At 62.4% G+C, this 26,410-nt stretch carries 21 protein-coding genes; 4 read left to right on the top strand and 17 right to left on the bottom strand.

All coding sequences use genetic code 11. The features are described from left to right. The 13 genes from SPH52_RS19495 to SPH52_RS19435 all read right to left on the bottom strand — a co-directional run. The coding region (locus SPH52_RS19495; protein ID WP_411796728.1) for a DUF637 domain-containing protein at positions 1-1,385 on the bottom strand (1,385 nt) is incomplete at its 3' end. Next, complete coding sequence (locus SPH52_RS19490; protein ID WP_411796727.1) at positions 1,342-1,728, bottom strand: hypothetical protein; 387 nt, start codon at positions 1,726-1,728, stop codon at positions 1,342-1,344. The genes SPH52_RS19495 and SPH52_RS19490, both read right to left, overlap by 44 nt. Further along, on the bottom strand, positions 1,728-2,516 hold the full coding sequence (locus SPH52_RS19485; RefSeq protein ID WP_411796726.1) for an HNH endonuclease: 789 nt from the start codon (positions 2,514-2,516) through the stop codon (positions 1,728-1,730). The genes SPH52_RS19490 and SPH52_RS19485 overlap by 1 nt, the downstream gene beginning before the upstream one ends. A gap of 16 nt (positions 2,517-2,532) precedes the next feature. Beyond that, positions 2,533-4,041: a DUF637 domain-containing protein gene (locus SPH52_RS19480; protein ID WP_411796725.1), complete on the bottom strand. Its 1,509-nt coding sequence runs from the start codon at positions 4,039-4,041 to the stop codon at positions 2,533-2,535. Then, entirely contained in the window at positions 4,041-4,526 is a 486-nt protein-coding gene (locus SPH52_RS19475; RefSeq protein WP_411796724.1) for a hypothetical protein, read from the bottom strand. Before SPH52_RS19475 ends, SPH52_RS19480 begins: the two co-directional genes overlap by 1 nt. Before the next feature lie 227 nt (positions 4,527-4,753). Next, positions 4,754-5,059, bottom strand: a complete 306-nt coding sequence (locus SPH52_RS19470) for a hypothetical protein (RefSeq protein ID WP_411796723.1) — start codon at positions 5,057-5,059, stop codon at positions 4,754-4,756. Between the two features lie 92 nt (positions 5,060-5,151). Next, complete coding sequence (locus SPH52_RS19465) at positions 5,152-5,523, bottom strand: hypothetical protein (protein ID WP_411796722.1); 372 nt, start codon at positions 5,521-5,523, stop codon at positions 5,152-5,154. Between the two features lie 183 nt (positions 5,524-5,706). Next, positions 5,707-6,390 (bottom strand): hypothetical protein, encoded by a 684-nt coding sequence (locus SPH52_RS19460; RefSeq protein ID WP_411796721.1) that lies wholly within the window; start codon positions 6,388-6,390, stop codon positions 5,707-5,709. Positions 6,391-6,779: 389 nt separating this feature from the next. After that, on the bottom strand, positions 6,780-7,076 hold the full coding sequence (locus SPH52_RS19455; protein ID WP_411796720.1) for a hypothetical protein: 297 nt from the start codon (positions 7,074-7,076) through the stop codon (positions 6,780-6,782). A gap of 498 nt (positions 7,077-7,574) precedes the next feature. Continuing rightward, the gene (locus SPH52_RS19450; protein ID WP_411796719.1) at positions 7,575-7,871 is read right to left on the bottom strand and encodes a hypothetical protein; all 297 of its coding nucleotides are present in this window, start codon (positions 7,869-7,871) and stop codon (positions 7,575-7,577) included. A gap of 50 nt (positions 7,872-7,921) precedes the next feature. Beyond that, positions 7,922-8,221: a hypothetical protein gene (locus SPH52_RS19445; protein ID WP_411796718.1), complete on the bottom strand. Its 300-nt coding sequence runs from the start codon at positions 8,219-8,221 to the stop codon at positions 7,922-7,924. Beyond that, the gene (locus SPH52_RS19440; RefSeq protein ID WP_411796717.1) at positions 8,218-17,844 is read right to left on the bottom strand and encodes a DUF637 domain-containing protein; all 9,627 of its coding nucleotides are present in this window, start codon (positions 17,842-17,844) and stop codon (positions 8,218-8,220) included. The genes SPH52_RS19445 and SPH52_RS19440 overlap by 4 nt, the downstream gene beginning before the upstream one ends. Before the next feature lie 46 nt (positions 17,845-17,890). Further along, on the bottom strand, positions 17,891-19,657 hold the full coding sequence (locus SPH52_RS19435) for a ShlB/FhaC/HecB family hemolysin secretion/activation protein (RefSeq protein WP_411796716.1): 1,767 nt from the start codon (positions 19,655-19,657) through the stop codon (positions 17,891-17,893). Between the two features lie 263 nt (positions 19,658-19,920). Here SPH52_RS19435 and SPH52_RS19430 point away from each other — a divergent pair, with 263 nt between their 5' ends. Genes SPH52_RS19430 through SPH52_RS19415 form a run of 4 tightly spaced genes read left to right on the top strand, consistent with a single transcriptional unit; the run spans position 19,921 to position 21,839 of the window. Next, positions 19,921-20,367: a DUF4870 family protein gene (locus SPH52_RS19430; protein WP_411796715.1), complete on the top strand. Its 447-nt coding sequence runs from the start codon at positions 19,921-19,923 to the stop codon at positions 20,365-20,367. 16 nt (positions 20,368-20,383) lie between these two features. Continuing rightward, the gene (locus SPH52_RS19425; protein ID WP_411796714.1) at positions 20,384-20,947 is read left to right on the top strand and encodes a hypothetical protein; all 564 of its coding nucleotides are present in this window, start codon (positions 20,384-20,386) and stop codon (positions 20,945-20,947) included. After that, positions 20,948-21,538, top strand: coding sequence for a cytochrome c oxidase subunit 3 family protein (locus SPH52_RS19420; protein ID WP_411796713.1), 591 nt, complete (start codon positions 20,948-20,950; stop codon positions 21,536-21,538). It abuts the gene before it with no gap. Positions 21,539-21,542: 4 nt separating this feature from the next. After that, the gene (locus tag SPH52_RS19415; RefSeq protein ID WP_411796712.1) at positions 21,543-21,839 is read left to right on the top strand and encodes a hypothetical protein; all 297 of its coding nucleotides are present in this window, start codon (positions 21,543-21,545) and stop codon (positions 21,837-21,839) included. Positions 21,840-21,920: 81 nt separating this feature from the next. Here SPH52_RS19415 and SPH52_RS19410 read toward each other — a convergent pair whose 3' ends face one another. The 4 genes from SPH52_RS19410 to SPH52_RS19395 form a co-directional block, all read right to left on the bottom strand. After that, the gene (locus tag SPH52_RS19410; protein ID WP_411796711.1) at positions 21,921-22,127 is read right to left on the bottom strand and encodes a hypothetical protein; all 207 of its coding nucleotides are present in this window, start codon (positions 22,125-22,127) and stop codon (positions 21,921-21,923) included. Between the two features lie 15 nt (positions 22,128-22,142). After that, on the bottom strand, positions 22,143-24,080 hold the full coding sequence (locus SPH52_RS19405) for a nitric oxide reductase activation protein NorD (protein WP_411796710.1): 1,938 nt from the start codon (positions 24,078-24,080) through the stop codon (positions 22,143-22,145). A 78-nt stretch (positions 24,081-24,158) separates the two neighbouring features. After that, the gene (locus SPH52_RS19400) at positions 24,159-24,980 is read right to left on the bottom strand and encodes a CbbQ/NirQ/NorQ/GpvN family protein (protein WP_411796709.1); all 822 of its coding nucleotides are present in this window, start codon (positions 24,978-24,980) and stop codon (positions 24,159-24,161) included. A gap of 54 nt (positions 24,981-25,034) precedes the next feature. Next, positions 25,035-26,387 (bottom strand): cbb3-type cytochrome c oxidase subunit I, encoded by a 1,353-nt coding sequence (locus tag SPH52_RS19395; RefSeq protein ID WP_411796708.1) that lies wholly within the window; start codon positions 26,385-26,387, stop codon positions 25,035-25,037. Between the last annotated feature and the right edge of the window lie 23 nt (positions 26,388-26,410).

Below are 26,410 nucleotides of genomic sequence, written 5' to 3'. Positions count from 1 at the left end.
TCGCTCTGATCCGCCAAATCCCTCGCCAGCATGCGCTCCTCCGTATGCAACTGGCGATTGTAGCTCTCCACCTGGCCGGCGATGAAGGCGCCGTCGTTGACTTCGCCGCCGCTGAGTTCCGCCGCGACGATGCCCACCAGCTGAGCGATAGTGTTACTCAGTTCCGGCTTGGCGCGACCGTTCTCGACGAGATGATGGACGAGCGCTTCGCTGGCGCCCGCGGCCAGGGCGCCGGTACGGAAGTCGCCGCCAATGGCTTCGGCGACCAATCCACCCGTCAGGGCGTGCAGGGCGATCTTTTGCGCACTGCCATTGTCCCAGCGGTTGTCGAAGGCACGGTCGCCCACGGCATTGAACAGCACACCGCTGACGACGTGGTGCACGGTGTTTTCGAGGCTGTCGCCGAGGTGGCTGCGGTAGCTGCCGCCTTCCACAGCGCTGCGAATGCCTGCATCGATAACGGCCTGAGTGGCGCGCTGCCCAGCGAAGCGGGCGATGTCGCTCCCTTGGCCAAAGCTGAGGTTGAGGTTGTTGGTGGCACCGGTGGTGGGGTTGGTCTGCGTTCCCCAGTAGTGATCGGTCATGCCGCGGGTGGCACCAGCCGTCAAGGCAGCGGTCGCGGCGCTGCGCAGGCTGTCGCTCAAGAAGGTGTCGCCGAGGGCGGTACCCAGGTCGCCGCGGTTGTTGATCAGGCTGACCGCACCGTTGCTGGCCAGCGAGCCGGCACCGGCCCCCACCATGGCTGAGGCGATGGCTCCCTCCACCAGCCCTGCCGCTGCGGGGCCGGCCCAGGCGGCGACGACGATGGCCACCGCCAGCGCTGCACCCGGGCCGAGTCCAGAGTGAGAATAATCCCAGCTGTCGTGGAAGGCCTTGACCTGCTGCCAGTCGACGTCACCGCGCTGTTCCATCTCCTGCAGCCAGGCGAGGTCGGGGTTGGCGGCGACCATGGCGTCGATGGTGCGGCTGACGCTGCGCCGGTCGATCTTCTCCACGTCGATGCGGAGGCCGTCGGCGGCCTGGATGATCAGCTCGCCCTGGGCCACCAGTTCGCTCTGGCGCAGCGTTTCGCGGGTGAAGCCTTCGCCGGAGGCGGATTGCCAGGCAAAGCTGCTTTTGCTGCGCTCGTGGGATTCGGTGTGCACGTCGCTGGCGGTTTCGAAGCGGATGGTGCCGCCGCTTTGCAGTTCGATGTCGCCGCCGGCATCCAGCCGCGCCGCCTGGTAAGTCTGGTCTTGCCCGCTGGCGATGAGCAGGTCGCCGCCAGTGATCACTTCGCTGCCGATCGAGCGGGTCTTGCTGACTTCGTCGCGCCGGGTGCGGCTGCCGCTGAGCAGGACATTACCAACTAATGAATGGAAACATCTCCCTGAAACGCTGCTCAATATGAGGATTTCTCTCGAGTGCCTGCAAAGCCAAATCACGTGGAACCGCATCGCTTACAAAATCATTCCATCGCCTGTAGCCAATTCCGTCCAGAGCATCATTTTCGGATTCTGTGTGCTTCCAAGAAGGATTGAACCCCATCACTGACAAGGGTTTGAAGTCAAACTTATTCTCGATATCCAAAATGTCCCAAAAATACGCAGGCACCTGATCTTGATGTCCTACGACATAGTAAATCCACTCCTTAAATTCAGCAAACTCCAAGACACCTGCAACAAGACAAGCCTTAGCGAAGCCAATGTCATCACAATCATTTTTGTCTAGCCGAAGCTTGAGTTTCATTACTGCCCTCCTGACATGGACTCGCCGCCTAAGTGGCCAGTTCTTCTATGAACATCCTCATCAATGAGTTGCATACGTCCCCTGTCTTGATGGTGATGCCAAGTATAACCTGGGATTTTTTCGCTTCCAGACTGAATTGCTTGCAACTGTTGATCATTAAACTGCAGTTTCAGTTGAGAATTACTCTGAATCTGAGTTCGAAGATCTCTTGTCGCCATCCTCATTTGCGCACGATAGCTGGCCGCTTGAAAATCATCACCAGCAAGTCGAGTATCGTAGGCTGAGTAACTGTCAAAAACGGGATACCCTCTCTGATCATAGACTACTCCTGTAACAGGATGCCGCTGTCCTGCCAGTGCAACGTTCTTCCCTCCTGCCGGAGGAACAGTTGTAGAGGTAACGTTACCAGCGCCATTTTCGGATTCCAGCTGGTGTCTAGTCGCTTGTGGGTGATAGGGGTCTGTTTTTCTATTGTATCCCACCGGCATCGCAGCCAGCATCGCCGCCACTTCCGGTGCGAGCCCCGCGCCCTCCATCAAGCTTCGGGAGATGGTCGCCTCACCAAACTGATTCTGCACGCCGATATTCTCATCGAACAAGGCTTGCATGTAGGGCAGGGCTACAGAGGGCAGGTCCCAAAGCGTGTCGTCCCCGTATCGGGCGTATTCGCCGTTCGCCGCGGCGAGCGAGTGTTCCTGACAGGCCACTAGGTCGGTGCTACAGGCTTCGATTGCTGCTTTGTTCTGCTCTTCGCTGATGGCCTGATAGCGGGCCACCACACCGGCCATGCAGTCGCTGTCGCCGTCACAGCTCGGCACGCGCCATGGCCAGTTGGTCATGCCGCAGGTAGTTATACCGCGTCGCCTGCGCGGCGATCTCGGCGCCTTGGTACACGTCGCCATTGACCAGCTCGGCGGCGACGATACCCACCAACTGCGAGGCCGTGGTCAGCATGTGGTTCCGCGTTTGGGGGTCGCTGCCCAGCTTGCTATCCAGGTATTCCACTAGGGCTTCATTGGCGCCGGCGGCTATCGCGCCGGTACGGAAGTCGCCGCCCATGGCTTCGGCGACCAATCCACCGGTCAAGGCGTGCAGGGCGATCTTCTCGGGGCTGCCGTTGGCGAAGCGGTTGTGGCTAAAGTCGCCCACGGCGTTGAACAGCACGCCGGTGACTACATGGGTCACTGCGTTTTCGAGGCTGTCACCGAGATTCCCCCTGAAGCTGCCGCCATTGATGGCGGTTTGCAAGCCGGCATTGGTAATCCCATGTGTGATGCGCTGCCCGGCGAAGCGGAGAATATCACTCCCTTGGCCGAAGCTGAGGTTGAGGTTGCCTGTGCCACCGTTGGGGGTGGCACCGGCCGTCAAGGCGGCGGTGGCGGCGCTGCGCAGGCTGCCGCTGGAGAAGGTGTCGCCGAGCGCGGTACCCAGGTCGCCACGGTTGTTGATCAGGCTGACCGCGCCGGTGCCGGCCAACGAGCCGGCACCGGCGCTGACCATGCTGGCGGCCACGCCAGCTTCAGCCAGCCCCAGCAAACCCGAGGCTGCGGGGCCGGCCCAGGCGGCAGCGACAATGGCCACCGCCAGCGCCGCGCCCGGGCCGAGGCCGAGGCCGAGGCCGAGGCCGGAGTGAGAGTAGTCCCAGCTGTCGTGGAAGGCCTTGACCTGCTGCCAGTCGACGTCGCCGCGCTGTTCCATTTCCTTGAGCCAGGCGAGGTCGGGGTTGGCCGCGACCATGGCGTCGATGGTGCGGGTGACGCTTTGGGGGTCGACCTCCTGCACCNTGAGCCAGGCGAGGTCGGGGTTGGCCGCGACCATGGCGTCGATGGTGCGGGTGACGCTTTGGGGGTCGACCTCCTGCACCTCGATGTGGATGCCTTGGGCGGCCTGGATGATGAGCTCGCCCTGGGCCACGAGTTCGCTCTGGCGCAGCGTTTCGCGGGTGAAGCCTTCGCCTGAGGCGGATTGCCAGGCGAAGCTGCTCTTGCTGCGCTCGTGGGATTCGGTGTGCACGTCGCTGGCGGTTTCGAAGCGGATGGTGCCGCCGCTTTGCAGCGCGATGTCGCCGCCGGAATCCAGCCGCGCCGCCTGGTAGGTCTGGTCTTGCCCGCTGACGATGAGCAGGTCGCCGCCGGTGGCGACTTCGCTGCCGATCGAGCGAGTCTGGCTCACTTCGTCGCGCTGGGTACGGCTGCTGCGGAACAAACCACCGCTGCGGCGCGATTCGTAGAGGGAGTAGTCGTGCTCCTGGGCAGTGAGAAATTCTATGTCGCCACCGGCTAGCAGGGCAGCACGCTCCAATTGCCAAAGCATCAAATACCCGAAGAAGAAGTGCCAACGGAGTGAAATCCCACTACCGGACCGTAGTCTTGATCCGTATTTGAGACGTAGACATGAAAATGGCGGTCGGAAAAACTGCCACACAGTGCCAAACGTAGGGTCTGAGCCATCAAATTCGCGACGCTCTCAAACGAAGCCTCAGCTATCTCATCATCGGTCGAAAACAAGTCATAAACATGTTGATGATTGATCATTTTCTCTACTTTCGAAATTTCCCCAAGCTCCGCTTTCCAACTCTCATACCCTGAAAGGGTAAATCGATTTCGGAGAAACACCCCTCCCTCGTGCTCTACAAAGGCCGGCACCAGTAAACGCCCCACCACGGAGACTACATCTGGGTGAACATAATAATTTACGTAATCAAGCCACGCGTCTTGAGGTGAGGGGGAGACTCCCTCCCCCCACAACGTAACCGCTCCAGGCTGTGACCAATTTGACAGCGGATCTCTGATTTTCATGGAACCTCATCTGGAGTTACAGGTCTTGGTTTCGCTCTTGGGCTTTGAACTCGGACACCCCCATCAGAAGTGTATTTTTCCAACACCATACCTGGGCCCCACTTTGCCCGCGCAGCCTCCAAGACTCAAAGAAAGTTAATTTCCATATTTAGTTATTTTTCCTGACAAATATGGGTTAGTCGCGCCATTTTTTCCGACACCAATTGCAAAGCCACCAACAGCTTGACCTACTTATTCCGACTTAGGCTGTTTTGATAATTCGAGACCGCTTTAACGCTTGAGGCTTTCACCACTTCACAACCCGACCTCGGCAACTCAAAAACAGCAACAGCATCACTATCAACCAAGACAGTAAAAATATCCTCTCCTTGCTCGGGCACCCAGTCTAAAATATATGCCAAATGCATGCTCGGAAATTCACTTTTTATAGAATCAAGCAAACGAGAATTGGCCTCATCATGGAAGAGATACTGATGACCTCTTTCCAGTTCCTCTCGGACCTGTTTCTCCAAATCACTCCCTATAAGCTTCATTGTATTCTCCCAAGCGCATGTATAAAATCAGAGCAACTGTGTCGCCTCCACCACTCGAGCTATGACACACTGAAACCCAACCGTTTACTGGCTCATAAAACTTTAAATAGCCATAAAAAAATCTCATGACCGGACACAAACACCACACACACCATCACAGCCATGACAGCGGAAATAGCTGCTTGATAACGCCCGCCATAGCTTTCAATTTTTTGAATAAAAATAACAAAGCAAGAAACAAATAAAGCAAGTTCGTAAGAAACCCCATGTGGACTCTTGCCAGGATAGGCTACTCCTGCTGCAATTGTTGGCAACGAGAAAAAAAGATGAACCACAATAGACAACAACAACACCTTAATGGCAGTCGCAAACGGACGTGAAATTTTTCCCCTTGAATATTTATCAAACGCCAGCACAACCAAAAAAATTGAAAGAAACAGAAACATAGACTTCAAAAACGCCATCAACACTCCTGCCAGAAAAAAGCTTGGCGCCACTGTCATCCAAGGGCCCTCAATGAAGCATACAATGCCAACCAGAGAAATTTTCAGCCATGCTTGATCCGGTTAAATTTCTCAGGGCGCGACTCTATTCACCGTTTTTCATCGAAACGGTAGCCGATGTAATACACCGGCTACCAAGGCAGATCAGGCTTCGCTAAGCAACTGCTGATTTCGAGGGAATATCTTGTTCTCGAATTCTCGTAGGCAAGAGTCCGCAGCCACCATGAGCTCCTGCTTGAGTCGCTCGGCACCGTTTGCCAATAGCTCAGCATGGCTCGGTGAGTCATAAGTTTTACTCGGCGACCTGCTACAGTGGGCTTCGGCTATTGTTTGCATCGACCTCGTATCGATCACCTTAAGCCTTGCGGAATATGCAACGTCATAGGTTCTCATGGCGGAGGGATAGTAGGAAAATCCCCAGCCCAGGGTTTCAACATCGACCAGCAAGTCGCTAGCCGCATAGTCCCTTGCCAGACCCGCTACGCTCTTTTCTTTGGTCACGAAGCCGCTCTCGTCCATTTGCTCTATGCCAAGCCGCTCAGCAAGCGATGCCGCCAAACCACTGCTTATACGACCCGCAGGGTCCTCGATCTCGTTCTCTTCAACAATGTTGTTCCCTGCTATCACCATTGCTGCATAGCCTACTAGCCCGCCCACCATGGCTTTTCCTGTTGTCATAGCAACAAAGCTCGGCTTCTCACGACTGGATATTGTGATTGAGCTAGGCGACGTCTGCTCTACCTTAGCGGTATCCATGGGTACTGTGTTGGTACTAGCACACCCAACCAGCATGAAACCCAAGAAAAATACTGCGACCCCTTTGTACATCTTACTTCCTTTATAAACATATTTTTCACACCCTAATCAGGGTGCAACAAGGAGTGCCGAGGGCACCCAGCGCTGCCGGCCTCTGGAGGTTACTCTCCATGACGACATGTCCAAATAAGGCATGAGCCGGCCCCCGCACAGCGGAAGGTATGCTGCTAGTGTTAGCGGTTCATATAGACATCCCTGCTTGGCTTACGTTACTCTTCTTTTCGGCCATAGCGACGAAAACTTTAATTATTTAGCCAAGAAATAGGGCCATATGCTAAATTCGAAATCGTGGTGACGGCACCTCATGGCGGCGAATCATTCGCCGTTTTTTTGTATGGTGGGAGTGGAGAAGTTGGATGGCAGGCTGCGCTTGGCTAAGCGTACCTGCGACAGCACCTTGCCTACTGACCCTCCTCTTTCGGATGACGCCTCTTTTCCGGATATTTTTGCCAGTGCCAAACACTAATAGCATCCAAAATTGCCACAAACATAAAAATAATCACGAATCCTGCTGCCCAGACACGATGCCAACGCTGCTGCGCCGGCCCATAGCCTCGTAGCTCTCCCCCAAAAAGAGCATACAGCCACTCCCATATCACCACGCCATTCCAAAAAAACACGAAAGCAAAACAAGCAAACAAAGCGTTAATTAAATTCCGCTTCAAGCAGCCTTTCCATGACATATCGCGCTTAGACACTACGATCACTCCCTATTGTCAGTTTCAGGCAATGAAAGGCTGGGATATTGCTGACAACCGTTTCCGTCATCCCTCCTATCACATCTGCCGAGGGCAAGGTCACACTAAATGTTGCCGGTGTGGCGAAGTACGGCACCGTAACCTGAGAGGGGATATATGGCCCGAGTCCTTTAATAGACTCACCTAGGCGTGTGCCAACCCCACCAGCGGCTGCTCCCGTGCCTATGCTCCGTATCACAGATTTATTTTCGTCATACATCCAGCTGGTCACCGTAGTATGGCTACCTCCAGCGACCCCACCGATGGCGGCATTGCCCCACAGACTACGACCTGCCAACGGACCATAAACCAGCGCCGTGCCGCCAGCCGCAAGCGTTTGGCCGAACCGGTATTCGCCACCCTGTACGTGCTGGCCCGCCGCATCAAAGCCTGCCCCAGTGGCAAATAGACCTACCCCACCGCAAGCAGTCGGCAGCGTGGCAACTGGCAGCACCTTGCCTACTTACTCTCCTCTTTCGGCTGAGGTCTCTTGTCTGGGTATTTATTCCAGTGCCAAACAGCAATTAAGTCCATCAGGAATCCGACTAGATACATACCCAAAAAGCCCATGGCCCAGACACGATGCCAGCGCTGCTGCCCCGGCCCATAACCTCGCAACTCCCCAGCGAACAAGGCGTATACCCATTCACCAATAACCACGCTATTCCAGAAGAAAAGGAAGATCGCAAAAATACCCAAGGTATACTTGACCTGGCGCTTAAAAAAGCCTGACCATGACATATTCCTCACTGCCATTATTGCCGCTCCTCAAGGCAGGTGCATTACCCTTTGCAAGACAGGGCAGATCACCTATAATCAGACTCTTTTTTGTCACACCTCTTAGATGGGTATTTTCTATAATACCGAGTGTTAAAAACATCCAACAATAGCCCCAGCATAAACACGACTACAAAGCCCGAAGCAAAAAAACGATACTTCCGCTGCTCGCCGGACGTATAACCTTGAGACTCCCATCCGAACAATGCACACAACCACTCCCACAAGTCCAAACCATTCCATAAAAAAACAAACCCCGCCAAGCAAACAGCAAACAGCTTGACATTTCTCTTAAGAAAAGCCGCCCATGCCCATACAGACTTACTCATCTACCGCCCTCTTTTTCAGCATCAGAAAAACTTATAATAGCTGGCATATTACCAATCAACATCTGAACACCATTACCCACGGATTCGGCGCTAGGTAGAGGTATGTTAATAGTGGCTGGCGTCTGGAAATACGGTACGCTGACACTGCCTGGTATGTGCTGAAGACGCTGACCTATCACGCCACCGGCGACCGTGCCCACCCCGGCAGTGCCTGCACCCAATAGAGCACTCCTCCCCACCGGCTTACCCTCATCGTAAAGCCGGTTGGTCACTGCGGTATGTGTCCCCCCTGCCGCACCGCCGACAGCGGCATTATTCCACAAGCTTCGACCAGCCAGCGGACCATACACCAGCGCCGTGCCGCCAGCCGCAAGCGTTTGGCCGTACCGGTACTCGCCGCCTTGTAGCGATTGGCCTGCCATGTCAAAGCCCGCCCCGGTGGCAAAATATCCCGCAGCGCGCTGGGTGCCCAATGTATAGAAAGAGCCGGCCCCGAAAGGCAATGCCGCCATGCTGGAAACACCGCGCACGAACGCATCCATATCCTGCTGCTGCTGCAAGGGTGTGCGCGTATCCACACCGTTGAGGTTGTAGGGCAGCCCTGCCGCCATCGCGATACTACCCGGGAAAAGCAGCTGCGGCTCGCGCGCATTCGGTGTCTGTACGGGTGGGATCCAGTACGGAGAATTCTCCCCACCCGTGTGACGGATGATGAAATTGGCCAATTCTCGCGGCGCGTTCGGTACCACCTGGCGCAGCTCCTGCGATCCGTCGGCCAGCGTAACGTTGACCCACTGGCCACCGAAGTCGTAATAACCCAACTCATCGGAGCCTAGCCCTGGCAGCAAGGGAACGATGATATTGTCACCGGGCGCTTCTCCATTCGCGAGGTTGTGCATGCCACGCATCGCCTGCTCGATCTCTTCCAGGGTAAAGCGCCCCTCGCTTAGATCCGCCAGATCCCTCGCCAACTTGCGCTCTTCGGAGTGCAACTGCCTGTTGTAGCTTTCCACCTGGCCGGCGATAAAGGCGCCGTTGTTAACGTCGCCGCCGCTGAGCTCGGCCGCGACGATGCCCACAAGCTGAGCGATGGTGTTGCTGAGCACCGGGTTGGCGCGACCGTTCTCAACGAGGTGATGGACGAGCGCTTCGCTGGCACCCGCAGCCAAGGCACCGGTGCGGAAGTCGCCGCCCATGGCTTCGGCGACCAATCCACCCGTCAGGGCGTGCAGGGCAATCTTTTGCGGACTGCCCTCGTCCCAGCGGTTGTCGAAGGCACGGTCGCCCACGGCATTGAACAGCACACCGCTGACGACGTGGTGCACGGCGTTTTCGAGGCTGTCGCCGAGGTGGCTGCGGTAGCTGCCGCCTTCCACAGCGCTGCGAATGCCTGCATCGATAACGGCCTGGGTGGCGCGCTGCCCGGCGAAGCGGGCGATATCGCTCCCTTGGCCAAAGCTGAGGTTGAGGTTGTTGGTGGCGCCGGTGGTGGGGTTGGTCTGCGTTCCCCAATACTGATCGGTCATGCCGCGGGTGGCACCGGCCGTCAAAGCGGCGGTGGCGGCGCCGCGCAGGCTGTCGCTGGAGAAGGTATCTTCGAAGGTGGCGCCGAGATCGCCACGGCTGTTGATGGCGCTGACGGTGGCGGTGGTGGCCATGCTGGTCATCGCGGCTGTGGCCGCGACGTTGGCCCAGCCGGCGGAGGCGCCGGCCGATGCGGCGGCCCAGGCACTACCGGCGGCGGTCGAGGCTCCTGCCGCCGAGACACCACTGGCCACCAGGCCACTGGCAGCGCCGGCGGTGAAGTAGGTCACTACGACGGCCACTGCCAGCGCCGCCCCCGGCCCGAGGCCGGAGTGGGAGTAGTCCCAGCTGTCGTGGAAGGCCTTGACCTGCTGCCAGTCGACGTCGCCGCGCTGTTCCATTTCCTTGAGCCAGGCGAGGTCGGGGTTGGCCGCGACCATGGCGTCGATGGTGCGGGTGACGCTGTGGCGGTCGATCTGCTCTACGTCGATGTGGATGCCTTGGGCGGCCTGGATGATGAGCTCGCCCTGGGCCACGAGTTCGCTCTGGCGCAGCGTTTCGCGGGTGAAGCCTTCGCCTGAGGCGGATTGCCAGGCGAAGCTGCTCTTGCTGCGCTCGTGGGATTCAGTGTGCACGTCGCTGGCGGTTTCGAAGCGGATGGTGCCGCCGCTTTGCAGGGCGATGTCGCCGCCGGCATCCAGCCGCGCCGCCTGGTAGGTCTGGTCTTGCCCGCTGACGATGAGCAGGTCGCCGCCGGTAGTGACTTCGCTGCCGATCAAGCGAGTCTGGCTCACTTCGTCGCGCTGGGTGCGGCTGCCGCCGAACGTGCCGCGGCGGCGCGACTCGTAGAGGGAGTAGTCATGCTCTTGAGCGGTGAGGAACTCGATGTTGCCACCGGCCAGCAGGGCGGCGCCTTCGCCGGCCTGGAGGCGGCTGGCGGTCAGGCGCAGGTCCTCGCCCGCGGTGAGAGTGAGGTTACCGCCCGCCGAGAAGTCGCTGCCCTGCACGCGGCTCTGGCTGTCGATGGTGTGGGTTCTGCGGGTGCGGCGCTCGTCATGCTGGCTGGAGTGCCCCGCTTCGATCTCGATGTCGCGCCCGGCGATGGCCGCCAGGTCGCCGGCGGCGCTGACGTTGGCGGCGCGGGCGTAGAGGTCCTGGCCGGCCATCAGGGTGAGGTCGTTGCCGAACGCGAGCGTGGTGCCAACCTCCTGCTGCTGGCTGCGCTGGAGGCGACCGCCGCTCATGGCGCTGCCCGTGGCCAGGGTCTCCAGGGCCAGGTCGCGACCGGCGGCAATCAGGCCATTGCCGCCGGCGGTGACGTCGACCGCAGCGAGGCTGAGGTCGCGCCCGGCATTGAGGATCAGGTTTTGACCGGCGGTCAGCGTGGCCTGGTAATCGATGCTGGCACTATTGAGGGTCACTCTGCCGTAGCGGTTGGACTGGGTGTCGAGGGTGCTGGCGATGTTCAGGTCGCGACCGGCGCCCAGCGCCAGGCTGCCGGCCGAGTCGAGGGCGGCCCCGGCAATGGTCAGGTCGCGACCGGCACCGGCTTGCAGCAGGCCATCGGCGTCGGTGACCGTGAGCGCGGTCTGCCGGCCCGCCTGGCTCGTCAGCGCTAAGTCCCGGCCGGCCTGCAGGGTCAGTTCACGCTCGGCGGTCACCCCGCCCCCTTGCAGGGTGAGGTCGCGGCCGGCAAACAGCGTGACGGCCCGGCCGTCGATGTCGCCGCCCCGATGCAGCAGATCGCTGGCGGCCATCAGCGATACTTCGTCGCCGGAGATGCGCCCGTTGAGGTTGGCGATACGGTCCGCCGAGACGGTCACACCCTGGCGGCCAGCCAGCGTACCGGAATTGACCAGCTCATTGGCCACGTTCAGGTTGAGGGAGCTGCCGGCGATCAGGGTGCCGTCGCCACGCAGGTCGCCTTCGCGCACCCGGGCATAGACCTGGGGCACCAGCACCTTCACCGTGCTGCCATCCGCCAGGGTCACCGTCTGTTCCACCAGCCACACGATGTCGCTGGTCAACTGCGCCATTTGCTCGGCGGTAAGGGCCACGCCGGGGCGCAGGCCGTGCTGCTGGGCGAAGGTTGCGGCGTTGTTCATCAATGCGGCGTACTGCGCCTCGTCGTCGGCGTAACCTTCGAGGAAACGCTGCCCGGTGAGTTGGGTGACCTGCTCGCGAATCAGGCGCTGCTCATAGAAACCGTCACCCAGGCGCTTCTGGGTCATGGCCGGGTCGGGGTGCAGGGCCGAGAGCAGGTAGTCGGAGCTGAGCCACTCGCGCTGGTTGGTGAAGCGCGGATCGGTCTCGACCAGCGGCCGGATGCCGGTGGGCCTGAGTTGGAACAGGCTGTTGCTGGGCAGCTGGAGCTGGGGCGTCAGGGTGCGAATGACGTCGCGCGGCAAGTCCGCAGTGGCCCGGCGGTCGACGCTTTGCGCCTCGGTTGATTGCCGATCCGCCCGAGCCTGGCTGCCGACTGCCGAGGTGTCGACCAGGCTCAAGTCACCGGAGCGCGACGTGATGCTGGCAGGCACGCGTGCCGGCACTTCGATCATGCCTCCGCCCACATTGACGTTGCCGACACCGGGCTTGATGGTGCCGGTGCCGGAGGCGGAGCCGTTGATGGTGACGTTATTTTGTGCGGCGTTGATTTGGGTGCCGGTGCCGGCCGGGTTTCGGTTGCCTCCGAATTCGCCCGCTTTTAGGTCGATCGTGGTCGTGCTGGTGCCGCCGCTGTAATCTTCCCACTCCGTCCAATAACGAGTTATATCACCAGTATTATTTTCCTGATGAAACTGCTCCCAATAACTCCACCTAACCTTTCCTGATTCTTGTATCCTTTGCTCTCCAAGCGCTTCGACATTCTTAAGGCTAGCCAAATCAGTCGTCAGCACCCCTCCTGACAACACCTTACTCTTATCATTGACAAGTGAACCACCTGAGATTGCTAGATTACCACCAGAAAGTATTTCTCCCGGCAAAGAGGTTATTACTCTACTCGTATACTCAATGCGTTCCAGTTCGTACTCCCACCAATGCATCACCCCTCGATCGGTAGGTTCATGATAATAAGCGAGAACGCAACTCCTCGAACGATTATGACATGCCGTCGTTTCATAAAAATCGCCTATAGGCCTTTTATCTGACCACCCAGAAGGCTGAAGATAAGTTACCTGCTGCGGCCCGCCCCCCACCAACTCGAGCCTTGTCTCGAAATAATCGTTGGTGTTGTTCAGCACATCCGCCGCGATGGTCATATCGCCCAGCGCCTCGATGGTGGCGCTGTTGTTGTCGATGCGGCGGGCCTGGCCGGTGGCATTGCCGGCGGCGTTGAGCCTTCCCGCGATGGCCAGGTCGCCGGCGCTGAAGATCAGCGCCTCGTCGCGATTGGTCAGGTTGCGCACGCCGAGGTCGAGCCGTTCGCGGGCGGCGATGACCGGGGAGATACCCCCCGCACGCTGGTTGGTCAGGGTATTGGCCTGAATGCCGAGCCAGTCGCCGTAGATGCGCCCGGTGCCGAGGTTGTCGAGGGTGGTCGCCTCGATGCGGGTGGTCACGCCGTCGATCAGCCCGCGGTTGGTGAGCAGGCCGGCAGTGAGCCGGGTGGTGGTGCCGGAGAGTTCGCCGCTGGCGGCGTTGACTATGGTACTGGCGGCAAGATCGAGGGTGGCGCCGGCCTGCAGGGTGCCGCGATTGGTCAGGTTGCCGGTAGTGGCAAGCTGGAGGTCGCCTGCCGCCTTGAGCTCCTCGCCCTGGCCCAGGATGAAGTCACTGGCGAGCTGAAATGCTAGATCGCCCAGCGACAGCAGCCGGCCACTGCCGGGCAGACGCACCAGGTTCAGGGCCAGGCGCTGATTGGCGACCAGGGTGCCGCCCTGGTTGTCGAGGTCATCGGCCCGCACGTCGAGTGTGTGCCGCGAGGAGAGCAGGCCATCGCGGTTGTCGATGCCATTGGCCGATACGAGGTCGAGCCGTTCATCGGCACGCATCGCACCCTGCCGGTTGTGGATCTCGTCGGCGGCGATGCTCACGCGATGGCCTTCGATCCCTTGCTCATCGCCTAGCGTGGTGCCGTTGAGCAGGCGCCTGGCGGCGATGTCGAGCAGGCCAAGGGCACGCACCAGGCCGCCCTGGTTGCGCAACACATCGCCCAGGACGAGGCGTATGTCTCCCAGCGCCAGCATCTCACCGCTGCGGTTGTCGAGTTCGGTGGCCGCCAGGGTCAGCTCGCCCCGGCTGAACAGGGTGCCGTTGCGGTTGGTGACGCCTGTAGCCTCGATCTCCAAGCCTCCGGCACCCACCAAACCGCCACTGTTATCGAGCAGGCCACTGCGCATGACCAGCGTGCCGTTGGCCAGGATGCCGCCGGCATCGGCATTGTCGCGGTTGAGCAGGCTGCGGCCCTGGGTATCTAGGGTAAGGTTGCCGCCGGAACGCAGCGTGCCGCCGGTGTTGTCCAGCACGCCGCTGACGATAGTGAGTACGTCGCGAGCGGCGATCTGGCCCGCGGTATTGTCCAGCCGCCGCCCGGCGGTATTCAGCGTGACGTGCTCGCCGAGCAGGGCGCCGCCCTGGTTGTTCAGCTCTAGGCTATTCGAGCGCAGCCTGCCGCCCGCTTCCATCGAACCATTGCCGTTGTCGATAGTGCCACCGATGGTAAGGGTGAGATCACCCTCCACCGTACCGATCGCGCCTTGGGCATTGCCGAGGCTCGCCGCCTTTAGATCGAGTGACCGCTGGGCCAGCAGTTGGCCCTGGGCGTTGGCGACACTCCCCTCGACCGTCAGGCCAAGCGTACCGCCGGATACCAGCTCACCCTGGCGGTTATCGAGCGATACCGCATTCACGTAGGCATCACCTGCCGCTTGCAAGGTGCCCCCGAGGTTGGCCACGCTACCGGCCTGCAGAGCAAGATCGCCATTCGCGGCGACAAAGCCATTGGTATTCGCCAGGCTTGCGCTGGAGAGACGCAGTTCTCCCTCGCCGAGCTGCATGATGCTGCCACGCAGGTTGACCAGCGCCCCCTCCACTGTGAGCACGACATTTCCCACCGCTTCCATCTGCCCCTGGGTATTGTCGAGTGCCGTCGAGGAGATGCTCAGGCCATCGCGAGCCGCACTGATGAGGCCCTCACGGTTAACGAGCGAGCCCGCCGCGAGATGCGCGGCATCCGCCAGCAGTTGGCCATGGCTGTTGTCGAGTACGCCCTGAACCTCGATATCCAGCACGGCGCCTACAACGATCTCTCCGGCCTGGTTATCCAATTCGCTCAAGATAAACCGGGCATCGCCCGCCGCCTGAAGCGTGCCCCCTTGGTTGGTCAACTCGCCACCGCGCAGCACCAGGTCGGTGTTACTGGCGATCAGGCCCTGGGTGTTGTCCACCGCCTGGGCAACGTCGAGAGTCAGGGAAGCATCCGTGCCAAGATGGATCAGTTCGCCGCCGCGGTGCTGGAGACGATCCGCTTGCAGGGTGATGTGCTGAGCCTGGGTGCGGGCGCCGTCGAGCACGAACTCGCCGCCTTGAAGCGCGAGGTCACCCCGGCTGACGATCAGCCCATCGCTGCCGTGCAGGTTCGCGGCGGCAACCTGGAGTTCGCCCTGGTCGCTCAGTTGGACGATCTCGCCAGCTTCGTTGGTCAGGGTGTCGGCAACGTCGAGGCGCAGGCCATCCGCGGCTTCGATACGCCCTTGGGCGTTGTTCAGCGTGGTGGCAGCGACGTCGAGCGACCCCTGCACCGCACCCATCAGGCCCTGGGCGTTGTTCAACCGACCCGCGCTGAGATGAAGGTCGCCCTCGGCGACCAACTGCCCTTGGCTGTTGTTGAGTTCACCCTGAACGTCGATATCCAGCCTGCCACCTGCGACGAGCTCTCCGGCTTGGTTATCCAATTCACTCAGGGATAGCTGAGTATCGCCAGCCGCCTGAAGCGTACCTTCCCGATTGATCATCTCGCCGGCCTGGAGCACCAGGTCGGCATTACTGGCGATCAGGCCGGCGCTGTTGTCCAGGGTCTGGGCAACATCGAGGGTCAGGGAAGCATCCGCGCCAAGATGGAGCAGCTCGCCGCCGCGGTGCTGGAGCCAATCCGCTTGCAGGGTGATGTGCTGGGCCTGGGTGCGGGCGCCGTCGAGAACGATCTCGCCGCCCTCCACGGTAAGGTCGCCCTGGCTGACGATCAGGCCATCGCTACCGTGCAGGTTCGCGGTGGCAATCTGAAGCTCGCCTTGGTCGCTCAGTTGGACGATCTCGCCGGCCTCATTGGTCAGGGTGTCGGCCACCTCGAGGCGCAGGCCATCCGCGGCTTCGATTCGTCCTCGGGTGTTGTCGAGGGATTCGGCGGCGACATCGAGAGTGCCTTGTACCGCGCCCATCAGGCCCTGGGTATTGTCCAGCCGATTGGCACTGACGCTCAGGTCGTGCTCGGCCACCAGGCGGCCTTGGCTGTTGTCGAGCGTTTCGGACTCGATGTCGAGCGAGCCACCGGCTCTTACGGTACCGGCGGCGTTGTTCAGTGCGTCGGCCCGGATGGCGATACCGGCATTGGCGATCACACGCCCGCCGCTGTTGTCGAGCGTGCCGGTGGTCAGGTTCAGGGTGTCGTTGCCGGCCTGGACGAGTTCCCCGTCGCGGTTGGAGAGGTTCGCGGCGCTGAGTTCGAGCCGTTCGGCCTGCACGCTGGCGTCATCGGTGCGCAGCGTGGCTGCGGCGCTGGCGGTAAGGGTGTCGCTGGCGGTGAGCGTGGCGCCACTGGCATTGATATCGCCACGGCGGGCAGTGATGTCGATATTGCGAGCCTGGGTTTCGCTGCCGGCCAGCGAGACGGTATCGGCTTCGGCCAGGAAACCGCCGCCGGCCAGGTTGCGGCCCTGGGCCGTGATGCTGTCGCCGGCGGTAAGGGTGAGCTGGCCGCTGTCGCCAAGGCTTAGGCTGCCGGCGTCGACACCGGCGGCCAGGGTGGCACCGGCCGCGCTGTGAATGCTGCCTTGCGCTGCCGTAGCACGGAGCTCCAAATCGCCCTGGGCCAGGATGGTGCCTGCGCCGAGGTTATCGATCCGCGCCTGGCTCGCCAGTCGGATGTCGCCTTCGGCGGTGATCGAGCCGCGGTTGACGATGCGCCCCTCCGCGGTGAGTACCACTTCGCCCACGCCGCCGGCATGCGTCGCCGCGATGTTGCCGGCGTTGTTGACCCCGACGCCGGCCTCGGTGGCGACCAACCGGATCTTGCCGGCGTACATGCCGCCCAGGTGGGCCACGTCGATGGCGACTTGCGGCGCGTTGCCCTGGGTGTTGAGGCGTTCGATTACCTGGCCGTCGGCGCCGATGCGGTTGGCACCGGCCACCACGTTCAGGTCGTTGGCCCAGACGCCGCCCTGGACCTCGACGGCACGTGCCAGCACCGCGGTGTAGTCGGTGCCGCTGGCATCCAGCCCGGCGCCGCTGATTCGAACGCGACCATCCTGCACACGATAGCCGGTCAGCTCGCCGTTGCGCAGTTCGGGGGTGCCGGTGGTCAGGGTGGCGCGACTGGCGTTGATGAAGCCGGCACCATTGACGTCGATGCCCGCCGGGTTGGCGATGACCACTTCGGCCCGCGAGCCGGCCACTTCCAGGTAGCCGCGCAACTGGCTGGGGTTCGCGGAGTTGACCTCGTTGAGGATGACCCGGGCTTCCCCACTGGTGAGGTGGGGGTTGCCCTGCACCCAGCCGCCCAGTTGGGTCTGGGTGTTGCTGCGCGAGTTGTTGAGAATCACGCCCTTGGAGGAGACGTCGAACTGGCGGTAGCTGTTGCGCGAGACGCCGGCTGCGCTGGGCGTCTGGATGTTGACCTGGGGCACGCCGTTGGCGGTTTCCAGCACGGTGGGGCGCTGGTTGCCCGGGGCGCTGGGGTCACTGGCGATGCTCGCCTGGACGAGCGGGCTGCCGAGCAGCAGGGCCGCCAGCGTGGCGGCAATGGCCGGTTGGCGAAGCAAGCGACGGCGCTCGACCCTACTGCCTTCCGCCGGTGACTTCCCTGTGGCCACGGCAAGCTCCGAGGCGGCAACGAGCTGGCCCTTGGCCCGGTTGAAAATGAGTCGATAGCATTGCCGATTCATAAGAGCGTCCCTGCGTGGCTTATGTCAGTTATGTCGGTTACTTCAATCAGAACGAGAGGTAGAGGCTGAAGCCGATGTCGCGGTGGTCGGTACGAAAGCCATCTGGCTTCATCACCGGGGTGGCGATGAAGGCGTCATAGCTCAGGTGACCGAATAGCGTGCCGCGCAGGCCCGCCACCGCGCCGGCGAGCTCCGAGCCCAGCAGCCATTCGGTGCTGGGGCCGCCCACCCGGCCGTAATCGAGCCCGGCGTAGAGCGATTGGCCACTGTTGCCCAGCGCCAGCCCCAGGTCGTTACGCACCAGCCAGCCCCGCTCCGCCACCAGGCTGGCTTCGTTGAAGCCGCGCACGGTGTAGCGGCTACCGATGGAGAAGCGATCCAGGGGTGTCAGCGGGGTCAGGTTGTTCTGCATGCGCCAGCGCCCGCGATACTCCAGCGCCTGGCTGCCCACCTGGAACGGCAGCGTAAGCCCGGCATGGGTGGAGATGAGCTGGAAGCGCGAGGTGCCCTCGTCGAATGCCTCTTCGGGCGCTGGCAGGGAACCGAAGGCGCCGGTGCCGCGCTTGTAGGCGGTGCCGAGGTCCAGGGTGGCCCGGCCGATGAACTCGCGGTGGTCGATGCCCGCCTCCCAGCCGCCCACTACCCGGCGTTGGATCTCGATCTCGATATCGTCGATGTAGTTGCGCGAGCGGCGCTGGAAGCCACCCAAGGACACCGTGGTCTTGCGGGTAGCATCGCGATAGACCAGGCGCGACAGGGTCACTCCGGCCTGCTGGCTGGTGCCGCTGTAGACGTACTCCTGGAAGGCGCCGGCGATGGTCTGGTAGTAGTCGTGGTCGCTGTAGTCGAGCGCCAGGCTCCAGTAGCCCCAGGGCACCGAGTAGTGGAGGCTGTGGCTACGACTGCCACGCGGCCCGGAAGCGCCGCCGCCGAGGTCCCGCCCCAGGTGGATATGGAAGAGGTCGTTGATGCTCAGGGGGTTGTCGAGGGAGATGCCGACGCCGCCCATGTACTCCCCGGTGGCCTCGCTACCGCTGTCGTCGGCCGTCCACGAGGGGCGCAGTCGCCAATCCTGCTGGTAGTCGATAACCAGGTCGCTGGCGCCCGGCGCATCCGCCGGTGCGATCTGGATATCGGCCTCGACGGAGGGCAGGCGCTGGAAGTTCTCCAGCGCCTGTTCGATGTCACGCAGATTGAGCACATCGCCTTGCCGCGCGGGCACGGCGTTGCGCAGCGAGGCATGAGAGCGACTGGGATCGGCGACGCGGATGGCGGCGATGCGACCGGGAACCAGGCTCAGCGTCAAGGTGCCAGCGCTGAGGTCCTGGTCTTCCAGCAGGATGCGGCTGGTGATGAAGCCACGCTCGATCAGCGCGTTCTGGGCGCGCTTCATGACCAGGTTGATGCCTTCGGTACCGAGGCAGCGGCCGATGGGAGAATCCTCACCCCGCTCACCGGCGGTAGCGTCCAGTACCCAGACGAAGCGCTGCGCTTCCTCACCTTGCAAGGCAAGCTCGTCGATGACGAAACAGGGCGCTTCCTGCTCGGGCAGCCGATCGAGCTCCTCCACGGGAACCGACAGACGAATATCCGCCTGGGGGAGTTCGCGCTCCTGAATGGCCTGCTCGCGCTCCTGCTGGCGGCGCAGCGCCTCGTCCGGCGTCGCATCCTGTGCCAAAAGTGCCGTCGGCAAGCTCAGCGCCAGCAAGGCTGGCATGAAGATAAGGCGGGGCAGCCTGCGTTCCCTGCCGACGGTCTTGCTGCCGGTTGCCTGCGTAAAGCAGCCGGCGATTCCCTGTCGTACGGCGTCCATTGCACCACTGTCTTTATCGATTGAGTTTTATGTCCTGCATCCGGCACTGCTCGCTGTCCGCTCTAAGGTGGCGAGACTGGCGTGGTACCGGATTGAAGGTGTTATCGGCAGGCATGGCGCAAGCTTTAGCCCCATTTGACTTCAATTCATCCCAGCGAAGCGCCGGCCATTGACCCAAGACAAGGACAGCCAAGGTCGCAGCAGGCATAGTCTCAATAACAAGCAAATGAAATGCTTTTTTAACCATCTTACGGGAGGAAGCGATGTCCACCGTCTCGTATCCCAATACCCAGGCCGACATGGCCGAATCCCCCCTCGATACCCGCGGCCGCGGTCTCGCTGCGGTCGTCTACGTGCTCTACCTGGGCAGCATCATGGCGGTGGTCACCGCCCCTATCGGGGTGCTGATCGCTCATCTGCGTCGCCGCAGCGCCGCCGACTGGGTCGCCAGCCACCTGCAGTTCCAGATCCGCACCTTCTGGCTGGGCGCACTAGGTGGCGCCGCAGCGCTTGGGGCATGGAACCTGCTGGGGCTGGTCGAGGCGCCTGCCTGGGCCTCCTGGGTGCTCGGCTACGGCTTCTTCACCGCCTGCCTGGCCTGGACCATGGGCCGTTGCGGCGTAGGCATCAACCGCCTGATGCACGACCGCGCCATCGACGACCCACGCAGCCTGTTGTTCGGCGGCGCCAAGGTCTCGCTAGAAGATTGATTACCGGAGCACGCCCATGAACACCGCCGCCTCGACACTGCGCCTCACGCCATCACGCTCCGGCGCTGTTACCGGCCTGGCCTGGGGCTTCATCGCCTTCTCCGCGCTGGTCTTGGCGCTGGTCACGCTGCCGCTGCTGCCCGGCGAGGCACTGGTCGCCTCGCTCGGCGTGGAAGCCGGCAGCGGCGGGCTCACCGGCGGCGTGGCCTGGCTGATCGAGCGCAGCCGCACCGTGGCCGGCCTGCTGATGGTAGGCGCCGCCATTACCCTGGCGCTCTCCGTAGCGCTGTTGCAGCGTCGTCGCTGGGCCAGGCCTGCCTTCATCGGCCTGGTAGGTGCCGGCTTTGTCGGCGTGCTGGGCGGTGCCGCGCTGACCCCATTGACCTTCGGCTTCATGGCCGACGCGGCGGGCAATATGACCGGCTCCGAGGATCCGGTAGCGGGGCTGATCGGCGCGCTGGCGCTGTTGATCCTGATCGCCACGGTTCTGGTGGTGCTGTTCGCCTGGGCCGGCTGGAAGCTGACCACCCCGGCAGTTCGTGCCGAGTTCGAACGCACGCCCATTGCCGCGGAGGGCTGAGTGGCGGATCGCCAGGAGTTGACCCACCCACGGCCACTGCCCAATCCGGGCTGGGGGCCGCTCTCGGCGCTACCCGGCAACCCGCTGATGTGGGTGCTGATCCTCAGTGAGATGGTGGTGTTCGCTGCGTTCTTCGGGCTGTTCGCCTGGCTGCGTGCCGGTGAGCGCGAGATCTTCGATGCCTCCCAGCAGCTGCTCGACCCGGTAGCCGGCGGCATCAATACCATGGTGCTGCTGACCAGCGGGCTGTTCGCCGCTTTGGCGGTGCAGGCGATTAGCCGTGGAGCCAAGCGCCGTTGCCGCCAGTGGCTGGGGGCGGCCTTTGCCCTGGGCGTGGTGTTCTGCGTGGTCAAGGTGATGGAGTACGCCGACAAGCTTGGCCAGGGTTTCATGCCCGAGACCAACACCTTCTTCACCTTCTACTACCTGCTGACCGGGTTCCACTTCGCCCACGTGCTGTTCGGCCTGGGGCTGATCGCCCTGGTGGCCTGGCGCATCTCCCACGACAACGTGGAGACCGCTGCCGCCTTCTGGCACATGGTCGATCTGATCTGGATCCTGCTCTATCCCATCATCTACCTGCTGAGGTGAGCCCATGAGCGACATGACGCATGCCACTCGCCGGCTGTTGATCACCTGGGCGGTGCTGATGGGGCTGACGCTGGTCGCCATGCTCTCCGCCCGGCTCGGCGGCGATGCCCGTCTGGCCGCCCTGCCGCTGTGGTCGGCCGGCCTGCTGCTGGCCACCACCTTCTTCAAGGTCCACCGGGTACTGATGGTCTACCTGGGTCTGGCCGACGCCTCGCCCGCCTGGCGCGGCGCCTTCGTCGGGCTGGTGCTGGCTACCCTGGCGCTGGTGGCATCCGGCTATCTTGTCGCCCAGTTAGCCTAGCCTTCGTCCTCGAGAGGAGTGAACGAAACGGCGCCGCTATCGGGGATAGCGGCGCCGTTTGCCGTGGTAGTGACGTCGGGGTCAGCAGGTGGGAGGTGGTGGCCCTACCCCAGCCCACTCGGCCAGCCGCCGAGCCAGGCGGATCAGGCCGTAGACGGCGAACGGCGCGACAAACATCATCAGGATGCCCCAGTCCTGGGTGTTGATCACCCAGGCCAGCGGGGTGATCACGGCGAAGGCGGCCAGCAGGCCGAGGCACAGCGCAATGGCGGGACGGTTCAAGGTCATTTTTTACCACCTCCCCTAGTTGCCAATGATTTGACGGTAGATGCCCGGCAGCGCAAGCGAGAGATGCTCCGGCCGGTTGACGATGGCGTAGCTGCCGCGACCGAACAGGTGCGATACGTACTGGTGCGCCTCGCTGTCGATGGTCACGCCGAAGACCCGCACCTCGTGCTGGCGTGCTTCGAGCACCGCCCGGCGGGTGTCCTCGATGCCGTAGCGGCCCTCGTAGTAGTCGGTGTCGTTGGGCTTGCCGTCGGTGAGCAGCAGCAGTAGCCGATGCCGGTTGGGGCGTTCGGAGAGCTGCTTGGTGACGTGGCGGATCGCCGGGCCCATGCGGGTGTAGTGGCCGGGCTTGAGCGCCGAGACACGCCTGGATACCCGTTCGCTCATGGGCTCGTCGAAGGTCTTCAAGGTGTTGACCCACACTTTCTGGCGCCGGTGCGAGGTGAAGCAGTGAATGCTGTAATCGTCGCCGCAGCCTGCCAGGCCATGGCCCAGCACCAGCAGTGCTTCCTTGGCCACGTCGAGCACGCGCCGGTCCTCGAGCCAGGCATCGGTGGAGAGCGAGACGTCGACCAGGATGGAAACGGCCAGGTCGCGGGCCTGCTGGCGGGTGGCCTGATAAAGCCGATCGCTGGACTCGCCGGTGGCGGCCAGGTCGCAGCGCGAGCGGATCACCGCATCCATGTCGAGTTCGCTGCCGTCGTACTGTCCGCGCAGGGTCTCACGACGCGGCCGCAGCGCCTCGAACTCGCGGCGCACCCGGCGGATACGCCGCTGGGTAGCGGCGTCGGGCTGCCACTGCTCGCCCTCCTCGCTCGCTAGCTCGGTGTGCACCAGGCAGTGGTCGGGCAGGTAGATCTGCTTGCGGTAGTTCCACTCCGGATAGGTATGCTTGCCGCGCAGTCGCTCGCCCAGCGCCTCGTCCGGCGGCAGGTCGAGGTCGACCTTGATGCGCGTCGCCGCCCGCTGCTTGTGCGGGCTGAGGATGATCTCCTCCATCTGCTCGGCGGCGCGCTTGGCTTCCTCGTCCTCGTTGTCCTCCACCAGGCGGTTGAGGTTCACCATCTCGGTCCAGGAGAGCATCTTCTCGAAGCGGTTGGCGACGAGTGGATCGTCGCGCTCGGTCTGATCCTGCTGCTTGCGTTCGGCCTTGCGCTTGCCGTCGCTGACGGTCTGAGCGCTGTTGGTCTCGCCTTCTTCCGGCTCCTCCTGGCTCTCGTCGCGGCCCGCCCCGGTACCCAGAGTGACTACCTGACCCCACAGCGGAACCGGCAGCGGCGGGCGGTAGCCTCTCGGCGCATGGATCCCTTCCAGCGAGAGTGACGGGTCAAGCACCGCGCGATGCATCGCCGCGGCCCAGCCTTCCAGCGCCTGCTCTTCGCCGAGCAGCACGCGCAGGGTCTGCTCCAGCGCCAGCTCCATCGGCGGCAGACGGTTACGGGCCGGACGCACCACCAGCAGCGCCAGGCTCAGTCGGCGATAGCGTTCGGCAAGCCCGGGGAAGCGCTCGAGCGCCGCGTCACGGGCACGCACCGCCTCGCGCAGGCGAACCAGGTCGTCGCGCAGCGGATCCCGCTGAGGTACTGGCTTGCTGGCCACCGCCAGATAGGCCACCAGCCAGAAGTAGAGATCGCGGTTCAGCTCGGCATCGGGGAACAGGTCGATACGTGGCGGCAGCAGCAGGTTCTCTTCGTCGCGCCGAGCCTGGTCGATGGCCTCGTCGTCGAAGCCCAGCTTTTGGCGCAGAGAAAGGCGGTGGTGGGAGCTGCGCGCAATGATGGCCGATACCTCCACGCCCGCCTCGCCGCCGCTGGCGCGGAAGAAGACGCCGAGCACGTGGCGCATCTGCTCCATGGAGACGGCCGCTTCCGGATAGCGCTGATAGCTGGCGGCGCTGGAGGCCCAGCGATGCCAGTGGCGACCGACGAACTCTTCGAGTTCAAGAAACTGCATGACCGATCTCCTGATCAGGGAAGGCGGTGTAGGACGTCCTCTTCGGCCTGCCCCCTACGCCCCTCGCTGTAGAGTGCTTCAACCGAACGTCGCGCGAATCGACTCGATCAGGCCTTCCTGCACGTCCAAGTCGTCCGAAAGCGGTTCGACCAGGGTCGCACGGGTGGCCTCGAGGATCGGCATGCCGGCCTTGATCAGGGTGGCGCAGTAGACCAGCAGGCGGGTGGAAACACCCTCTTCCAGATCCTGCCCCTTGAGTTCGCGCAGGCGCCCGGCCAGGTTGACCAGTGCAGCGCAGCGCTCGTGCGACAGGCCGCTCTCGCGGGCAACGATGTCGCACTCCACCTTGGGCGGCGGGAAGTCGAACGACATCGCCACGAAGCGCTGGCGGGTACTCGGCTTGAGCGACTTGAGAATGTGCTGATAGCCCGGGTTGTAGGAAACCACCAGCATGAAATCGTCCGGCGCCTCGAGCAGCTCGCCGGTACGCTCCAGCGGCAGCATACGGCGGTCATCGGTGAGGGGGTGCAGCACCACGGTGACGTCCTTGCGCGCCTCAACCACTTCGTCGAGGTAGCAGATACCGCCCTCGCGCACGGCGCGGGTCAGCGGCCCGTCGACCCAACGGGTCTCGCCGCCCTGCAGCAGGTAGCGGCCGGTGAGGTCGGCGGCGGTCAGGTCATCGTGGCAGGAAACGGTGAACAGCGGACGGCCCAGCTTGGCCGCCATATGGCTGACGAAACGGGTCTTGCCGCAGCCGGTCGGCCCCTTGAGCAGCATCGGCAGACGCTGCCGGTACGCCTGCTCGAACAGCGCGCACTCGTTGCCGACCGGTTCGTAGTAGGGCAGGTCCCGCTCGAAGGCGGAAGCGACTTTGGTGGCGGTAGCGGTATGAGACATGGCGAAGCTCCAAGAGGTGAATAGGACGGGGCGGCGTGCCGCCCCGTCACTGGCTCACTCGGCGGCGACGATGGAGGGCTGCTTGACGTGAGCAGACACCTGCTGGCGCGCCGGTCCGAAGACCGCGTAGAAGAACATGGCGGCGGCGATGGCCACGAAGATGCCGGTGCCGAAGCGCATCACGTAGAACAGGTCAAGCTGTGCCTGCACCTGCATGAAGTTCATGCCCAATACCCGCTGCAGGTGAGTCTGGACGACACCGGCAAAGGTCAGGGTGAAGGTCATGAACCACATCGCCGAGGTCATGATCCAGAACGCCCACATGTTGAGCACCTGGTTGTAGGGCTGCACGCGACGCATCTGCGGCATGGCGTAGGTGATGATGCCCAGCAGCAGCATCACGTAGGCACCGTAGAAGGCGAGGTGGCCGTGGGCCGCGGTGATCTGGGTGCCGTGGGTGTAGTAGTTGATCCACGACAGGGTGTGCATGAAACCCCACACACCGGCGCCGAAGAAGGCCACGGCGGCACAGCCCAGGGTCCACAGCATGGCGGCCTTGTTGGGGTGGTTACGGCTGCCCTTCCAGAACATGTAGAAGGCGAATACCACCATGGCGAAGAACGGGATGACTTCGAGGGTGGAAAAGATGCTGCCGATCGGCTGCCAGTAGCCGGGGGTACCGATCCAGTAGTAGTGGTGGCCGGTGCCCAGCAGGCCGGAGAACAGCGCCAGGCCGACGATCACGTAGAGCCACTTCTCGATGATCTCGCGGTCGACGCCGGTCATCTTGATCAACAGATAGCCGAGCAGCGAAGCCATGATCAGCTCCCACACGCCTTCGACCCAGATGTGCACGATCCACCACCACCACAGCTTGTCGAGCGCCAGGTTGTCGGGGTTGTAGAAGGCGAACAGCCAGAACACCGCGGCCAGCCACAGGCCCAGCATCAGCACCATGTTGATGGCGGTCTTGCGGCCCTTGAGCATGGTCAGGCTGGTATTGAACAGGAACATCAGGAACGAGATGGTGATCAGCAGCTTCGACCACAGCGGCTGCTCAAGGTAGTGACGCCCCTCGTGGATGCCGAATTGGTAGCTGATCAGCGCGCCGGCGCCGGCAATGGCGAACAGCAGCAGCTGGAAGTAGGCCAGCTTGGGGCTGTAGATCTCGTTCTCGGCCTCTTCCGGCATCAGGTAGTAGGTGCTACCCATGAAGCCGATCAGGAGCCACACGATCAACAGGTTGGTATGACTGGTACGGGTGATGTTGAAAGGCATCGCTTCGGACAGGAAGTGCGGCCACACGTAGGCCGCCGCGGCCAGCAGCCCGAAGACGATCTGCAGCGCGAACAGCGCCATGGCCAGCATGAAGAAGGGCAGGGCCACCTTCTGCGTTTCGTATTTCATCGTTCGACTCCTTGGTGCCTGGA

The organism is Halomonas sp. A29 (assembly GCF_046723295.1).
GTDB lineage: Bacteria > Pseudomonadota > Gammaproteobacteria > Pseudomonadales > Halomonadaceae > Halomonas.
The sequence above is the reverse complement of the archived record's forward strand: the minus strand, read 5'-3'. Positions and strand labels throughout refer to the sequence as shown.

Bases quoted from the DNA above. Each gene is read 5' to 3' on its own strand.
- SPH52_RS19490 (WP_411796727.1), bottom strand. From the start codon at position 1,728: ATGAAACTCAAGCTTCGGCTAGACAAAAATGATTGTGATGACATTGGC.
- SPH52_RS19485 (WP_411796726.1), bottom strand. From the start codon at position 2,516: ATGGCCGGTGTGGTGGCCCGCTATCAGGCCATCAGCGAAGAGCAGAAC.
- SPH52_RS19475 (WP_411796724.1), bottom strand. From the start codon at position 4,526: ATGAAAATCAGAGATCCGCTGTCAAATTGGTCACAGCCTGGAGCGGTT.
- SPH52_RS19470 (WP_411796723.1), bottom strand. From the start codon at position 5,059: ATGAAGCTTATAGGGAGTGATTTGGAGAAACAGGTCCGAGAGGAACTG.
- SPH52_RS19465 (WP_411796722.1), bottom strand. From the start codon at position 5,523: ATGGCGTTTTTGAAGTCTATGTTTCTGTTTCTTTCAATTTTTTTGGTT.
- SPH52_RS19460 (WP_411796721.1), bottom strand. From the start codon at position 6,390: ATGTACAAAGGGGTCGCAGTATTTTTCTTGGGTTTCATGCTGGTTGGG.
- SPH52_RS19450 (WP_411796719.1), bottom strand. From the start codon at position 7,871: ATGGCAGTGAGGAATATGTCATGGTCAGGCTTTTTTAAGCGCCAGGTC.
- SPH52_RS19445 (WP_411796718.1), bottom strand. From the start codon at position 8,221: ATGAGTAAGTCTGTATGGGCATGGGCGGCTTTTCTTAAGAGAAATGTC.
- SPH52_RS19440 (WP_411796717.1), bottom strand. From the start codon at position 17,844: ATGAATCGGCAATGCTATCGACTCATTTTCAACCGGGCCAAGGGCCAG.
- SPH52_RS19435 (WP_411796716.1), bottom strand. From the start codon at position 19,657: ATGGACGCCGTACGACAGGGAATCGCCGGCTGCTTTACGCAGGCAACC.
- SPH52_RS19430 (WP_411796715.1), top strand. From the start codon at position 19,921: ATGTCCACCGTCTCGTATCCCAATACCCAGGCCGACATGGCCGAATCC.
- SPH52_RS19425 (WP_411796714.1), top strand. From the start codon at position 20,384: ATGAACACCGCCGCCTCGACACTGCGCCTCACGCCATCACGCTCCGGC.
- SPH52_RS19415 (WP_411796712.1), top strand. From the start codon at position 21,543: ATGAGCGACATGACGCATGCCACTCGCCGGCTGTTGATCACCTGGGCG.
- SPH52_RS19410 (WP_411796711.1), bottom strand. From the start codon at position 22,127: ATGACCTTGAACCGTCCCGCCATTGCGCTGTGCCTCGGCCTGCTGGCC.
- SPH52_RS19405 (WP_411796710.1), bottom strand. From the start codon at position 24,080: ATGCAGTTTCTTGAACTCGAAGAGTTCGTCGGTCGCCACTGGCATCGC.
- SPH52_RS19400 (WP_411796709.1), bottom strand. From the start codon at position 24,980: ATGTCTCATACCGCTACCGCCACCAAAGTCGCTTCCGCCTTCGAGCGG.
- SPH52_RS19395 (WP_411796708.1), bottom strand. From the start codon at position 26,387: ATGAAATACGAAACGCAGAAGGTGGCCCTGCCCTTCTTCATGCTGGCC.